Source organism: Rugamonas violacea (genome assembly GCF_016461825.1).
Classification (GTDB): Bacteria; Pseudomonadota; Gammaproteobacteria; order Burkholderiales; family Burkholderiaceae_D; genus Rugamonas.
The window spans coordinates 14,071-27,999 of record NZ_JAEMNU010000099.1; the positions used below are offsets into that span (position 1 = coordinate 14,071).

At 69.9% G+C, this 13,929-nt stretch carries 14 protein-coding genes (1 of these 14 only partly in view); 7 read left to right on the plus strand and 7 right to left on the minus strand.

Annotated features, from left to right (window positions below; translation table 11 throughout):
• A protein-coding gene (locus tag H7U20_RS30950; RefSeq protein ID WP_370593186.1) for a LysE/ArgO family amino acid transporter crosses the window boundary here: on the minus strand, nt 1-365 show its 5' portion. The gene continues 52 nt to the left of window position 1, outside the view; 365 of the gene's 417 nt are visible here — the first part of the coding sequence; the start codon lies at nt 363-365; its stop codon lies beyond the left edge, outside the window.
• 89 nt (nt 366-454) lie between these two features.
• Between H7U20_RS30950 and H7U20_RS18655 the strand changes: the two genes are divergently transcribed.
• The 3 genes from H7U20_RS18655 (at nt 455) to H7U20_RS18665 (ending at nt 2,651) form a co-directional block, all read left to right on the plus strand.
• The gene (locus H7U20_RS18655) at nt 455-1,345 is read left to right on the plus strand and encodes an ArgP/LysG family DNA-binding transcriptional regulator (protein ID WP_199760648.1); all 891 of its coding nucleotides are present in this window, start codon (nt 455-457) and stop codon (nt 1,343-1,345) included.
• 175 nt (nt 1,346-1,520) lie between these two features.
• Nucleotides 1,521-2,018: a type VI secretion system baseplate subunit TssE gene (gene tssE / locus H7U20_RS18660; RefSeq protein WP_199760649.1), complete on the plus strand. Its 498-nt coding sequence runs from the start codon at nt 1,521-1,523 to the stop codon at nt 2,016-2,018.
• Between the two features lie 192 nt (nt 2,019-2,210).
• Complete coding sequence (locus tag H7U20_RS18665; protein WP_199760650.1) at nt 2,211-2,651, plus strand: nuclear transport factor 2 family protein; 441 nt, start codon at nt 2,211-2,213, stop codon at nt 2,649-2,651.
• A 7-nt stretch (nt 2,652-2,658) separates the two neighbouring features.
• On the opposite strand, the gene H7U20_RS18670 is transcribed toward H7U20_RS18665, so the two are convergent.
• Nucleotides 2,659-3,411 (minus strand): GntR family transcriptional regulator, encoded by a 753-nt coding sequence (locus H7U20_RS18670; protein WP_199760651.1) that lies wholly within the window; start codon nt 3,409-3,411, stop codon nt 2,659-2,661.
• Nucleotides 3,412-3,623: 212 nt separating this feature from the next.
• Here H7U20_RS18670 and H7U20_RS18675 point away from each other — a divergent pair, with 212 nt between their 5' ends.
• The 4 genes from H7U20_RS18675 to H7U20_RS18690 all read left to right on the plus strand — a co-directional run bounded on the left by H7U20_RS18675 (nt 3,624) and on the right by H7U20_RS18690 (nt 9,054).
• Nucleotides 3,624-4,400, plus strand: a complete 777-nt coding sequence (locus tag H7U20_RS18675; RefSeq protein ID WP_199760652.1) for an ABC transporter ATP-binding protein — start codon at nt 3,624-3,626, stop codon at nt 4,398-4,400.
• 46 nt (nt 4,401-4,446) lie between these two features.
• The gene (locus H7U20_RS18680) at nt 4,447-5,454 is read left to right on the plus strand and encodes an ABC transporter substrate-binding protein (protein WP_199760653.1); all 1,008 of its coding nucleotides are present in this window, start codon (nt 4,447-4,449) and stop codon (nt 5,452-5,454) included.
• Entirely contained in the window at nt 5,451-6,449 is a 999-nt protein-coding gene (locus H7U20_RS18685; RefSeq protein WP_233410886.1) for an ABC transporter permease, read from the plus strand. The genes H7U20_RS18680 and H7U20_RS18685 overlap by 4 nt, the downstream gene beginning before the upstream one ends.
• A gap of 178 nt (nt 6,450-6,627) precedes the next feature.
• Nucleotides 6,628-9,054, plus strand: coding sequence for a CehA/McbA family metallohydrolase domain-containing protein (locus H7U20_RS18690; RefSeq protein ID WP_199760654.1), 2,427 nt, complete (start codon nt 6,628-6,630; stop codon nt 9,052-9,054).
• A gap of 44 nt (nt 9,055-9,098) precedes the next feature.
• Here H7U20_RS18690 and H7U20_RS18695 read toward each other — a convergent pair whose 3' ends face one another.
• From H7U20_RS18695 to H7U20_RS18715, 5 genes are all read right to left on the minus strand, one after another.
• Entirely contained in the window at nt 9,099-9,545 is a 447-nt protein-coding gene (locus tag H7U20_RS18695) for a YeeE/YedE family protein (RefSeq protein WP_199760655.1), read from the minus strand.
• A gap of 10 nt (nt 9,546-9,555) precedes the next feature.
• Nucleotides 9,556-9,990 carry a YeeE/YedE family protein gene (locus H7U20_RS18700; RefSeq protein ID WP_199760656.1) on the minus strand — a complete coding sequence of 145 codons (435 nt, stop codon included), beginning with the start codon at nt 9,988-9,990 and terminating at the stop codon, nt 9,556-9,558.
• A 212-nt stretch (nt 9,991-10,202) separates the two neighbouring features.
• On the minus strand, nt 10,203-11,018 hold the full coding sequence (locus tag H7U20_RS18705; protein WP_233410891.1) for a sulfite exporter TauE/SafE family protein: 816 nt from the start codon (nt 11,016-11,018) through the stop codon (nt 10,203-10,205).
• Nucleotides 11,019-11,215: 197 nt separating this feature from the next.
• Complete coding sequence (locus H7U20_RS18710) at nt 11,216-12,886, minus strand: bifunctional protein tyrosine phosphatase family protein/NAD(P)/FAD-dependent oxidoreductase (RefSeq protein WP_199760707.1); 1,671 nt, start codon at nt 12,884-12,886, stop codon at nt 11,216-11,218.
• Between the two features lie 25 nt (nt 12,887-12,911).
• Entirely contained in the window at nt 12,912-13,829 is a 918-nt protein-coding gene (locus H7U20_RS18715; RefSeq protein ID WP_199760658.1) for an MBL fold metallo-hydrolase, read from the minus strand.
• Between the last annotated feature and the right edge of the window lie 100 nt (nt 13,830-13,929).

Genomic DNA, 13,929 nt, shown 5'->3' on the forward strand with positions numbered 1-13,929 from the left:
CCGGCGGCGCCGCGCCGGGTCGGCGCCGACGCGGCGCCCGGCGCGGCCGTTGCGCCCGGCGCCAGCGGATCGGCGCCGCTCGGCCGCCAGGCGGACCAAGCGGCGCGCCGGCCGTATTCGAGCAGGAACAGCGCGCCGGCGACACGGATCAGCCCCAGCAGCGCGACGTTGCCGGCCACCAGCCGGCCGACGCTGCTCACGCCGAGGCCGATCAGCAGCATGTCGCAAGCCATGCAGACGGCGGCGCACAGCAACACATGGCGTCCCTGCAAGCCCTGCTTGAGCAGGAAGGCGTTCTGCGCGCCGATGGCGACGATCAGACCGCCGCCCAGGCCGATACCCTTGATAAATGTGCCGCTCAACATGACGTCCCCTCGGTTTGACAGGACGCCAGCATAAGCAAGCGAGGTGGATTAGTATAATGAATGATATTCACTATTCATTCAAAATTCTAATGAGCCTCATCGATTATCGCGGTCTGGCCGCGCTCGACGCCGTGGTTGGCAGCGGCAGTTTTGAACGGGCGGCGGCCCAGTTATCGATCAGCCAGCCGGCCGTGTCGCACCGGCTGCGGGCCTTGGAGGAGGCGGTCGGCGCGCTGCTGGTGGTGCGCAGCCAGCCGCCGCAGGCCACCGAGCGCGGCCTGCGCCTGATCGCCCACTTCCGCCAAGTGCGGCTGCTCGAATCGGCGCTGGAGATGGGGCCGGTGCCGGCGCGGACGCCGCCGCAGCTGGCCATCGCCGCCAACGCCGACAGCGCCGCCACTTGGCTGCCCGAGGCGCTCGCGCCGCTGCTGACGCCGACCAGCTGCCTGATCGACGTGCGCATCGCCGACCAGGACCACACCCTGCGCCAGTTGCGCGAGGGCCGCGTGGTGGCCTGCGTCACCAGCTCGGCCGAGGCGGTGGCCGGCACCGTGATGACGCCGCTGGGCGTGATGCGCTACCACTGCGTCGCCGCGCCGGCCTTCGCCGCCCGCTGCTTCGCCGACGGCTTGACGGCCGAGGCGGTGGCGCGCGCGCCGGCGCTGGTGTTCGACCAGCACGACGCGCTGCATCGCAACTACCTGCGCCAGCAGCTGGGCTGGGACGGCGCCTTCCCGCAGCACGCCTTCGGCACTTCGGAGGGAATAGTGCGCATGCTCGAAGCCGGCCACGCCTACGGCATGCTGCCGCTGCCGCAGGCGCGGGCGGCGTTGGCGTCCGGCGCGCTGGTCGACCTGACGCCGGGCGCGCATTTCGACGTGGCGCTGGCCTGGCACTGCTGGAACGTGCAGACGGCGTTGACGCGCGCCCTCAGCGACAGCGTGGTGGCGACGGCGGCGCGCTGGCTGCTGCCGGCTTGAGCCGGCGCCAGGCCTTATCGCAGCGGCTTGGCCGGCCAGCGCGCCCGCGCCGGCCATGACCCCGGCGCAGACGCGGCCGGTGCGGCGTTCATTTGAGCGGCGGCAAATTGTCGCGTGGCAATTGCCGCACAATGGACCTTTCCGCCGGCCCCGGCGGACGCCAGCAGGAGCCGCCATGACACCGCACTACGCCGCCGGATTGTTCGACCGCCTGATCGACGACCAGCCGCACGCCGCCCCGCGCGGCGGCCGCGCCGGCTGGACGCTGGAGCAGTTGAAGGACGCCGTGGCGCGCGATCTGGAGGCGCTGCTCAACACCCGCGCGGCGCTGCCGGCCGGGCTGCTCGACGCCTATCCCGAGGTCGCCAAGTCGATCGTCAACTACGGCCTGATCGACTTCGCCGGCATGTGCCTGACCAGCAGCGAGGACCAGAAACTGATCTGCGCGGCGGTGCAGCGCGCCATCGAACGGCACGAGCCGAGGCTGTACGCGGTCAGCGCCGCACTGCGCGTGCGCGAGGCGCGCGTCAACCGGGTCGACTTCCTGATCTCGGCGCGGCTGAAGGTGGACGCGGCGGCGGAACTGGTGCGCTTCGACGCGGTGCTCAAGCCGTCCACGCAGCAGTACGCGATCCGCCAGGCCAGCGGCGCGGACGGGGACGCGCCGTCCTGAGGCCGGCGCGCACTGGCGCTGGTGCTGGCGCTGGCGCTGGCGCTGGCGGGTGCCGCTGGGCGGCTGAAGTTGGCCGATGGGCGAGCGAATTTTTTCTGCGGCGGTGAACTGCGCCAGCCATCCACTGGTATGCTCGGACACTTCGCTGCGCATCGCATCGCCGCGCCCCCGCCACCCAAAGGACCGCCCAGTATGTCGACCCTGCTCAAACCCGGTATTGCCCTCGCCATCGCGGCCCTGTTCTGCCACAGCGCCGCCGCCCAGCAGCCGGCCGCGCCGGACAGCGTGGTGCAGGCCCAGCTCGACGCCTACAACGAGCGCGATCTGGAGCGCTTCCTGTCCATCTACAGCGAGGGCGCCGAACTGTACGCCTTCCCGGCCGCGCTGCAGACCAAGGGCAAGGCGGCGATCCGCCAGCGCTATCAGCCGCGCTTCGCCGACGCCAAGCTGGGCGTCAAGCTGGTCAATCGCATCGTCCAGGGCAACATCGTGATCGACCAGGAGCGCGTCCACGTGACGCTGCCGGACGGCCCGGGCGTGATCGAGACCATCGTCATCTACGAGGTGCGCGGCGCGCAGATCGTCAAGGCCACGCTGCTGCCCGGCCGTACGCTGCAGGGCGAAAAACTCTGATCGGCGCTCAGGCCTGGAAGCTGCAACTGGCGGTGAAGGTGTAGCGCTCCGGGCGGATGTGGAAGGTCGAGTGGTCGCAGCAGTCGCCGTTGGCGAAGCGCGAGGTGCGCGTCATCACCAGCAGCGCGCTGCCGCTGCGCACCCGTAGGAGTCTGGCCTGCTGGCGCTCGGCCAGCTGCGCGCCCACCGCCACGTCGGCCCGCGCCACGCCCTGGCCGTCGAGGCGGCGCAGCAGCGCGTAGTTGGGCTGGCACTCGGTCTCGGCCCAACTCAGCGCCGCCGCCTGCGCCGGCAGATAGCTGCTGCCCAGCGCGATCGGCTCGCCGTCCACCAGATGCAGGCGGCGCAGCAGCAGGCACTCGTCCACATCGGCGCCGAACAGCGCGCGCAAATGCTCGGGCAGCGGCACCAGCTCCTTGGTCAGCAGGCGCATGTTCGGCCGCAGCCCCTGCAACAACAGCGAGTCGTGGAAGCTGCGCACCGCGTCGAGCGCGTGGCGCACCTGCTTGCCCGCCACATACGTGCCCTTGCCCTGTTTGCGCTGCACCGTGCCTTCCTGCGCCAACTGGTCCAGCGCCAGCCGCACGGTGACGCGGCTGACGGCGAAGCGTTCGCCCAACTGGGCTTCCGACGGCATTTTCCCCGATGGCTCGTAGAGGCCGCCGAGCGCCTCGTTGCGCAACTGGTGGGCGATCTGCTCATACATCGAGGTGATGTTCTTGCGCACCAGCGGCGCGCTGGCGGGGATGACTGCGTTCATGGTGGCGGCTTCCGGTGGGGCTCAAAAATGCGCGGTTGGCATGCCTCGATTATTCCCGATCCGGCCGTTTCGCGCGCCCAATCAATTCGAATATGGATATGCGAAAGGCTTCGTTCGGTATTTCAAATTTAATACGTAGTATGACAAGCTGACACCCCGCCAAGGCAGCGCCGGCCGGGCTCCGAACGCAGTTCAGACTTGATCGGCACACCATGTCCACTCAGCAGATGGCCCAGTTATCCGTCAACGGCGTCAACTTCGCCTATCCCAACGGGCACACCGTGTTCCGCGACTTCTCGCTGCAGGTGCAACCGGGCGAATTCGTCGCGCTGCTCGGCCCTTCCGGCTGCGGCAAGAGCACCTTGCTCAACCTGTTGTCCGGTTTTCAGCAGCCGCAGCGCGGCAGCGTCACCATCAACGGCGTCGCGGTCACGCCGGAGGCGCCGGAGCTGGGCTATGTGTTCCAGTCGCCGCAGCTGTTCCCCTGGCTGAACGCGCTCGACAACGTGCGCTTCGGCCTGCGCATGGCCAAGCGCATCGGCGCCGCCGAGCAGCGCGAGCGCGCCCGCCACTATCTCGAGCTGGTCGGCCTGGGCGATGCGGCGCAGAAGCTGCCGTATCAACTGTCCGGCGGCATGCAGCAGCGCGTCGCGCTGGCGCGCACCCTGGTGATGGAGCCGACCCTGCTGCTGATGGACGAGCCTTTCGCCGCGCTCGACGCCATCTCGCGCAGCAGCATGAACGAGGAGACGCTGCGGCTCTGGTCCTCGCTGGGCCAGACGGTGGTGTTCATCACCCACGACATCGACGAGGCGGTGTTCCTGGCCGACCGCGTGGTGGTGCTGGGCGGCGCGCCGGAGGGCATCCGCAGCGAGCTGTCGATAGAGCTGCCGCGTCCGCGCAGCCAACGCGCCACGCGCAAACTGCCGCGCTTCCACGAGTACAGCAGCGCGCTGATGGACTGCATCGCCGACGCCGCCCTGGCCTGAGTCCTTCCTTGTCGTCCCCGATTGTGTCGCACACCGAAAGCCGAATATGTTCAAGATCCTTGCCCTGTCCTTCGCCGTTCTGTCGCTCACCCCCGCTCTGGCCCAGGCCGACAGCAAGCCGCTGCGCATCGGCTGGGTGCGCGCGCTGGCCAACGCGCCGGCGCTGATCGCCGAGAAGAACGGCTACTACGCGCAGGAGGGTTTGAACGTCGAGTTGAAGGCCTTTGGCGACGGTCCCATCGTGCAGCAGGCGCTGTCCTCGGGCGATCTGGACATGGCCTACATCGGCGCGCCGCCGGTGTTCCAGTGGGTCGCGCGGGGCCTGAACAGCCGCATCCTGGCCAAGGTCAACTACGGCCAGGCGGCCTTGATCGTCAACGCCAACAGCCCGGTCAAGAGCGTGGCCGATTTGCGCGGCAAGAAGGTGGCCGGCCTGGCCAAGGGCAGCGGCATGGACCTGCTGTTGCGCGGTTACGTCGCTAAGGAGCTGGGCGGCCTGGAGGCGGACAAGGACGTCGACATCGTCAGCATGCCCGCCGCGAACATGAACGCGGCGCTGGAGCGCGGCCTGGTCGACGCCGCCTTCACCTGGGAACCCTTCGTCTCGAGCGCGGTGCTGCGCGGCAGCGGCAAGGTGCTGGTGGACCTGAACCGGAAGCTGCCGAACTACCCGTGGTATGTGGTGATGGCGGTGCCGCGCACCTTGGCCGAGCGGCCGGACGAGGTGGTCAAGGTGCTGCGCGCGCACCGCCGCGCCATCGCCTTCCTCAATCTGCATCCGGCCGAGGCCAACCAGATCATCGCCGAGGCCTTCGAGATCGCGCCGATCAAGACCGCCGCCGGCGTCACCATCGCGCCGGCCGCCATCGTGCAGGAGGCGCGCAAGCGGCTCGGCTGGTCGGACAAGATCGAGCCGACCGACCTGCGCTTCATCCAGCGCTTGATGGACTACTCGCTCAGTCTGGGCCTGTTGAACCGGCCGCTGACGGCGGGCCAGCTCGTCGACCCTAGCTGGCAGCAGCGCGCCGAACAGCCGGCGCTGGTGCGCAAATGAGCGCCGTCGCCAGCGGGGCGGAGCTGGAGGGCTTGAACCGCGCCCATCACCCCGCCGAACCGCGCGGCGCGAGCAGCGGGCAGGCTGGGCCGGCACAATCCGGCACGCCGCCGCACGCAGGGGCAAGGGCGGACGGCGCTGCGTCAGCCATTGCGCTCAAGGCGAATGCGCTGGCGGGCGGCGGCAGCGGCGTATCCGCCACCGCCGTGGAGGTTGTCGGCGCGTCCAGCGTCGCGGCCGCAGGCCCGCGCCTGCCGACACCGTCGTGGAGCTGGGCCGCGCTACCATTTCTGCTGCTGGTGTGGAGCGCCGTGGCCAGCCGCTTCCCGTCCTACGTCCTGCCGCAGCCGTGGGAAGTGGCGCAGGAGGGCTGGCGCTGGATCGCCAACGGCAAGCTGTGGCCGCAACTGGCGGCCAGCCTGCTGGAGGAGCTGGGCGGCTTCGGCGCGGCCATCGTGGTGGCGCTGGTGTTGGGCACCAGCGCCGGCATCTCGAGCCGTTTCCGCGAGTTCGTCACGCCGCTCAACGGCCTGTTCATGGCGATCCCGCCGATCGCTTGGGCGCCGCTGACGATGATCGTGTTCGGCATCGGCTACATGGCGATCATCGCGGTGATCTTCATCGCCGCCGTGTTCCCGATGGCGCAGGTGATCCAGGACGGCGTGCTGGCGATCCGCAGCGGCGAGGTGCGCGCCGCCCGCGTGCTCGGCGCCAGCCGCGTCCAGCTGCTGCTGCACGTCTACCTGCCGGCCTCGCTGCCGGCGCTGACCAGCGCGCTGCGCGCCGGTTTCAGCCAGGCCTGGCGGGCGCTGGTGGCGGCCGAGATGATCGGCGCCTCGCGCGGCATCGGCTGGATGGTGGCTATGGGCGGCCAGGTCGGCAACGCCGCCCAGGTCCTGCTCGGCATCGCCATCATCGGGCTGACCGCTTGGCTGGCCGAGCTGTTGGTGTTTCGCCGTTTGGAACGGCGCCACCAAGGCTGGCGCGGCCACTGAGGCGCGGCGTTCAATAACATAAGGCCACCTCGAATGCCCGTCATTCCGCATCGGCGGACCGCCGCGCAGGCGGGAATCCATACCGTGCACGCTCATTGGCTCAGCATGGGTTCCCGCCTGCGCGGGAACGACAGTTTGGTGGTTTTTCGAAGTGCCCATAACAAAGGGAGTAGAGCATATGAGCAAGCAAACAACACCATTGGCGACGGCGCAAAGCTACGCCGCGCTGCGCGAAAAACTCGGCAAGCACTATGCGCCGGAAGGCCTCTACCTGCAGAACAAGCAACTGCCGTTCGTCGGCCGGGTCAACTGCAACGTCGAGCGTCTGGAGACCGGTAGCTGGAACGAGATCGTCATCGACTACGAGGTCGGCGCGGCCGGCCTGGCCGACGGCGGTTGGTTCAAGGCCACCTTCAAGTTCTATTCCGACTGGGCGCTGTTCCAGACCAGCGACCCGACGGCGGCCAACTACATCAGCGCCGAGTACCAGTCCGGCAAGCTGGTGGCCGGACAAAGCGCGGCCAGCGTGCAGTCGCTCAGCGTGCGCTTCGACCAGAAGGGCCACGAGCGGCCATACCAGAAATCGATCATCGTCGACGTGGTGGACGGCTATCTGAACGCCGGCGACCACATCATCATCCGCCTGGGCGACCGGCGCGGCGGCGGGCCGGGCACGCGGGTGCAGACCTTCACCGAAGACCGTTTCCGCTTCCGCTGCTACGTCGATCCGCTGGGCACCTCGCGCTTCGCCGCCGTGCCGGGCGATATCGTCATCGACATGGCGGCCGGTGCGCCGGCGCGGCTGCTGCTGGCCGGCCCGCGCTTCGTCCGGCCGGGCGAGCGCGTGCCGTTCCGTGTCTCGGCGCAGGACCGCTGGGGCAATGTCTGCCAGGCCGCCGGCGGCGCGATCCGCCTGCGCGCCTATGCGGCAACAGCAGCGGGCGAGGGCGTCGCCGACGCGCCGCTCTACGACAAGCTGTTGCCCTTGCCCGAGCAGGGCTGGGCCAGCGTCGGCGCCGACGACCTGCCGGCCGACGGCGACCTGCGCGTCGTCGCCGAACTGGTCGACAGCCGCGATGTCAAGCCGGCCAGCGCGCTGCTCAGCGTGAACCGGCGCTTCGGCGCGCCGCGCTCCTTCTACGCCGACCTGCACGTACACGCCGGCGACACGGTGGGCACCAACAGCCCGGCCTACAACGCGGCGTACGCGCGCGACGTCGGCGGCATCGACGTGCTGGGCTACACCGCCAACGACTTCCAGATCACCGACGCCAACTGGCAGTTGGGCGTCGACACGGTGGAGGAGTTCAACCGTCCCGGCCATTTCGTCTGCTATCCGGTGCAGGAGTGGTGCGGCAGCTCGACCGCCGGCGGCGATCATAACGTGGTCTTCCTCGGCGACGCCGCGCCCGACTTCCCCTACAACAAACGCGGTGAGCACAATCGTACTTTCCTGTGGAACGAGGACATGAAGGGCGCCGCCGTGGAGACGGGACGCTGGCCGGTGGAGGAACTGTGGGCCGCCTACGTCGACGAGCCGGAGCAGCATCTGATCATGCCGCACGTCGGCGGCCGCCGCTACATCCCCGATTGGCACCACCCCGAGCTGGAACGGCTGGTGGAGATCGCCTCTAGCTGGGGCCACTTCGGTTGGTTGTACCAGGACGTCATCGAGCGTGGCTACCAGATCGGCGTGGCGGCCAGCGGCGACGAGCATCGCGGCCGCCCCGGTGGCGGCCCGCCGGGCACCCAGGTGTTCGGCGTGCACGGCGGCCTGACCGGCGTGCTGGCCGAGCAGCTCGACCGCGCCAGCATCGGCCGCGCGCTGCGCGCCCGCCACACCTGGGCCACCACCGGCGAGCACACCGCCTTGCTGGTGCAGGCCGGCCGCCATGTGCAAGGCGACGCCTTCCGTTCCGACGGCCCGCTGACGGTCGACTACCAATTCCTCGGCGGCGCCGGCTGGGACGAGATCGCCGCCTACGACCACACGGGGCAGATCTGGCGGCGCAACCTGCACCAGGAGCTGGGCTTTTCGGAGCGGCTGATCCGCCTGCGCTGGGGCGGTGCGCGCATCCCGGACCGCTATCGCTGGGCCTCGTGGAAGGGCCGCATCACGATCAGCAACGGCACCGTCAACCGCTATCAGTCGCACGGCTTCGAGCATGGCGAGGAGGTCTGCTGGCGCGACGGCCCGACCGGCATCGCCTTCCGCAGCGACACCTACGGCGACGCCGACAGCATCGATCTGGACGTCAGCAATCTGCGCCACTGCACCATCAAGGTCGAGGGCACCATCGACAGCTACGTCAAGGTGGGCGATCCGCTGCAGCGCAACCCCTTCGTCCATGCGCCGGAATTCAGCTGGGAGATCAGCGGCGCGCAGTTGTTGGCGGAGGGCGGCCTGCGGCTGGAGCTGGGCGGCGCCGAATTGTTCCTGGCGCTGGAGCGTCTGACCGAGCAGGCCTTGCCGGCCGAGGTGTCCGGCACGCTGGAGATCGCGCCGCACAACGGCCCCTTTGGCCACCGCCCGGTCTACTTCTTCGGTCGCCAGCAGGACGACAGCAAGGTCTGGTCGTCGGCGATGTTCGTCACCTTCGAGTAGCCAGCCGGGCAGCCAGCCGAGTAGGTAGCCGAGTAGGTAGCTGTTTAGCCTGGGCGGGATTGTGACGCCGCTTGCTTGCGGCGCCACTGCTCGATCGCCTCGAACAGCAGCATGCCGGCCAACATGGCGCCGACGAACAGCAACATCTTCGGCAGCCCCATGCCGACGCCGACCAGCGCCGGGCCGGGGCAGATGCCGGCGATGCCCCAGCCGATGCCAAACAGGCTGCTGCCGACGATCAGGCGGCGGTCGATGGCCTGTGCCGTCGGCAGCTTGATCTCGGCGCCCAGCCAGGTACGGCTGCGGCGTCGTGCCAGTGCGAAGGCGATCACGCCGACGCCGATGGCGCCGCCCATCACCAACATCAATGACGGGTCCCAACCGCCGGCCAGGTCAAGGAAGCCCAGCACCTTGGCCGGATTGGCCATGCCCGAAACGATCAGACCCCAGCCGAACACCAGGCCGGCCAACAACGCGCTCACGATCAACATGGATGGCTCCTTACAACGACAACAAATGACGGCCGACGAAGACGGTGGCGAAGCCAGCCGCCATGAACGTCGCGGTGGCGGCGAGCGAGCGCCAGGACAGGCGCGACAGGCCACAGACGCCGTGGCCGCTGGTGCAGCCGGCGCCGTAGCGGGTGCCGACGCCGACCAGCAGGCCGGCCAGTAGCAGTGCGCCGTCGCCGGCCGCGATGCTGACCGGCGGCAGCGCGGCAAACAGGCCGTAGACGACGGGCGCGCCGACCAGTCCGGCGATGAAGGCGGCGCGCCAGCCGATGTCGCCGCGCAGCGGCCGCAGCAGGCCGCCGAGGATGCCGCTGATGCCGGCGATACGGCCGTTGAGCAGGATCAGCAGCGCGGCGGCCAAACCGATCATGGCGCCGCCGAGCAGGGCGGGCCAGGGTGTGAATGCGTTCCAGGCGATGGTCATGGGGTTTCCTTGTGTAGCGTGAACGATGAACGATGAACGATGAACGATGAACGATGAACGATGAACGGTGCGCAGTGAGCAGTGAGCAGCGCGCCCATGGGAGACGATGCTGGCGCCGGTCGGTTGGTCGGTTGAACGAAGCGCCGAGCCAGCGGCGGCGCGGGCTACGCCGCCGCAGCGGCGGTGGCGCGGCAGCGACCGCGCACAACTCCTTATAGCACGGACTTGGCCAGCAGCGCCGCCGCGACGGCCGCCGACAACAGCGCGAAAGCCTGTTGCAGCAACGGCCCGGCCAGTTTTCCGGCGACCACGCGGCCGGCCAGCATGCCGGCCATTGCGCCGGCCGAGAAGGGCAGCGCCACGCCCCACTGCAAATGGCCGTTGGCGGCGCTGGCGGCGACGCCGGACAGCGACACCAGCGCGATCACCGCCAGCGAGGTGGCCACCACCGACTGCACGGCCAGGTCGGTGTAGCGCTGCAGCGCCGGGATCATGACGAAGCCGCCGCCCACGCCCAGCAGGCCGGACAGGCCGCCGGCGATCAGGCCGGACACTGCCAGCGCGCGGGCGCAGGGCGCCGTCCATACCAGCTTGCCACGACCGGCATCGAACCGGCAGGGCGGCGTGGCGCGGGCGGCGTCGCGCGTCGCGTGGGCGCTGGCCGCCGCCGCGTCGGCGGCCGCCGCGACGTGCGGATGGGCGCGGCGCCAAGCGCGCCAGGCGACGTACAGCAGCACCAGCGCGAAGATGAAACTGAGCGGCCGGTTGGGCGCGCGCCGCGCCAGCCACAGGCCGAGCGGCGAGCAGACGATGCCGGCGCCGGCGATCAGCAGCGCCGCCTTGTAGCGAACGATGCCGGCCTTCAGCCCCAGCAGCGCGCCCAGGCTGGCCGCCAGGCCGACGGCGAGCAGGCCGATGGGGCCGGCGTCGGCCATGCCCAGGCCGGCGCCGAACACCAGCGCCGGCACCGCCAGGATGCCGCCGCCGGCGCCGGTCAGTGCCAGCACCACGCCGACGGCCAAGCCCAGCGCGGCGACCGTCGGCGTGGCGGCGAGTGCGGCGCCGGCGGCGGGAGCGGCGCCGGCCGCTGCCGGGAGTGCCGCCGCGGCGAGCAACAGCCAAACCCGCAAACCTGGGCTCGGACCCCGAGGGGTCTGACCCCGGCTCTGCGCCGCCGGGGTTTGCCAGCTTCGCCGGCGTCTCGGCCGGTTGCTGTGGTGGGCGCTCATCGCTCGCTCAACTCCGGCGTGGCCAGCCATTCGCGGCCCTTGAGCATGCCTTGCCAATACAGCGCCGGCAGCATGCGCGCCTTGAGCAGCCAGGCCAGGCGCGACGGCCGGGTGCCGTCGATCAGCCAGGACGGCAAGTTGGGCGCCAGCTTGCCGCCGTAGGTGAACTCGGCCAGCACGACTTTTCCGCGCGCGACGGTCAGCGGACAGGCGCCGTAGCCGTCGTACTGCGCCGCGCCGTCGAGCAGGCCGAGCGCCGCCAGCACGTTGTGCGCCACCACCGGCGCCTGCTTGCGCGCGGCGGCGGCGGTCTTGGCGTTGGCCGAGTTGCCGGCGTCGCCCAGGCCGTGGATGTTGGCGTAGCGGCGGTGGCGCAGACTGCTTGGGTCGATGTCGACCCAGCCGGCGGCGTCGGCCAGCGGGCTGACCCGGATGAAGTCCGGCGCCACCTGCGGCGGCACCACGTGCAGCAGTTCGTAGTCGCGTTCGAGGATCTCCTTGCTGCCGTCGGGCAGGACGCGGCTGAAGCTGGCGCGCTTGCGCGGACCGTCGACCGCGCACAGCGTGTGGCCGAAGTGCAGGTCGATGTCGTAGGCCATCACGTAGTCCATCAGCGCCGGCACGTATTCCGGCACGCCGAACAGCACCGGGGCGGCGCTGTAGAAATCGATCCGCATGCGTTCGAGCAGGCCGCTGCGGCGCCAGTGGTCGGCCGCCAAATACATGGCCTTCTGCGGCGCGCCGGCGCACTTGAACGGCATGGCCGGCTGGGTGAATATGGCGCTGCCGCCGCGTAGCTTCTGCACCTGCTGCCAGGTGTAGGGCGCCAGATGGTACAGGTAGTTCGAGGTGACGCCCTGGCGGCCGAGCGACTCGGCCAGGCCGGGAATGGCCTGCCAGTCCAGCTTGATGCCGGGGCAGACCACCAACTGCTGGTAGCGCACCACGCGGCAGCCGTCCAGGATGACGGCGTTGCGCTCCGGTTCGAAGGCGGCCACGGCGGCCTTGATCCAGTGCGCGCCGCGCGGGATGGTGGCGGCCATGGTGCGCGCCGTGCTGGCCGGCGCGAACACGCCGGCGCCCACCAGGGTCCAGCCGGGCTGGTAGTAGTGCACCTCGGCCGGGTCGATCAGCGCCACGTCCAGTTCCGGGTAGCGCGCCAGCAGGCTGGCGGCGGTGGCCACGCCGGCCGCGCCGGCGCCGACGATGACGACGCAGTGCTCGGCCTCGGCGACTTCCAACGGCGTGCGGCCTTGGTTGACGATGCGCCGCACCACGCCCTGCATGTCGTAGCCGGCCTGGCCGGCCGCCGTGACGATGTCCGGCAGCGACAGCCGGTGCGCCTGCGACAGCGCCCACATCGTGGTCGAGCGCATGCCGCTGCGGCAGTAGGCCAGCACCGGCTTGGGCAGGCTGTCGAACAGCGCGCCGAAGGCGTCGCCCTGGGCGTCGCTGACCTTGCCCGATTCGGCCGGCAGGTAGTGCGCCTGCAGGCCCAGTTCGCGCGCCGGTTTGGCGATTTCGGCGAACAGCGGCTGGTCGGCCGCCTCGCCGTCGGGACGGTTGCAGACGATGGCGCGGTAGCCGGCCTGGTGCAGCGCGACGATGTCGGCCGGCTCGATCTGCGGCGCCACCGCCAGGCCCGGCGCCAGAAGCCGGAGGTCCAATGATGATTGCATGGGGCTCTTCACGTCAGACCGCGTTGAGCGGGATTTTCAGGTAGCGGATGCCGTTGGCCTCCGGCTCCGGCAGCCGGCCGGCGCGCATGTTCACCTGCACCGACGGCAGGATCAAGGTCGGCATGTCCAGCGTGGCGTCGCGCGCCTTGCGCATGGCGACGAACTGCGCCTCGCTGATGCCGTCGCGGACGTGGATGTTGTGGGCGCGCTGCTCGGCCACGCTGCTGACGTAGCGCAGTTCGCGCCCGCCCGGCTGGTAGTCGTGGCACATGTAGAGCAGGGTGTCGGCCGGCAGGCTGAGCACGCGGTTGATCGAGCGGTACAAGGTGCGCGCGTCGCCGCCGGGGAAGTCGCAGCGCGCCGTGCCGTAGTCGGGCATGAACAGGGTGTCGCCGACGAAGGCGGCGCGCTGGCGGCCGTCGCCGACGACGTAGCTCATGCAAGCGGGCGTGTGGCCGGGCGTGTGCATAGCGCGGCAGCTCAGGCGGCCGATATGGAATTGCTCATTGTCGGCGAACAGATGGTCGAATTGGCTGCCGTCCTGCGCCGTTTCCGGGCCGGCGTTGAACAGCGTGCCGAAGGCGTGCTGCACCTCGGCGATGTGTTGGCCGATGCCGATGGCGCCGCCCAGTTGCTGCTTCAGGTAGGGCGCGGCCGACAGGTGGTCGGCGTGGACATGGGTTTCGAGTATCCACTGCACGCTGGCGCCAAGTTCGCGCACGCGGGCGATCAGGCGGTCGGCGTGGCGGGTGTTGCTGCGGCCGGATTTGTGGTCGTAATCGAGCACGCTGTCGATCAGCGCGCATTCGCCGCTGGCGCTGTCGAGCAGCAGATAGCTGATGGTCCAGGTGGCGGGGTCGAAGTAGCCTTCGACCAGCAGGGCGCTGCTACTGCTACTGCTGCTGCTACTACTGATGCTGCTGCGGGACATGATGGAGCTCCTGTAATGCTTGAGGCAAGTGAGCTGCATATCGCAATATGTGTGCCAGAGCACGCCAGGGTCCGAGCGATACCATAAGCGCTTGATTTGG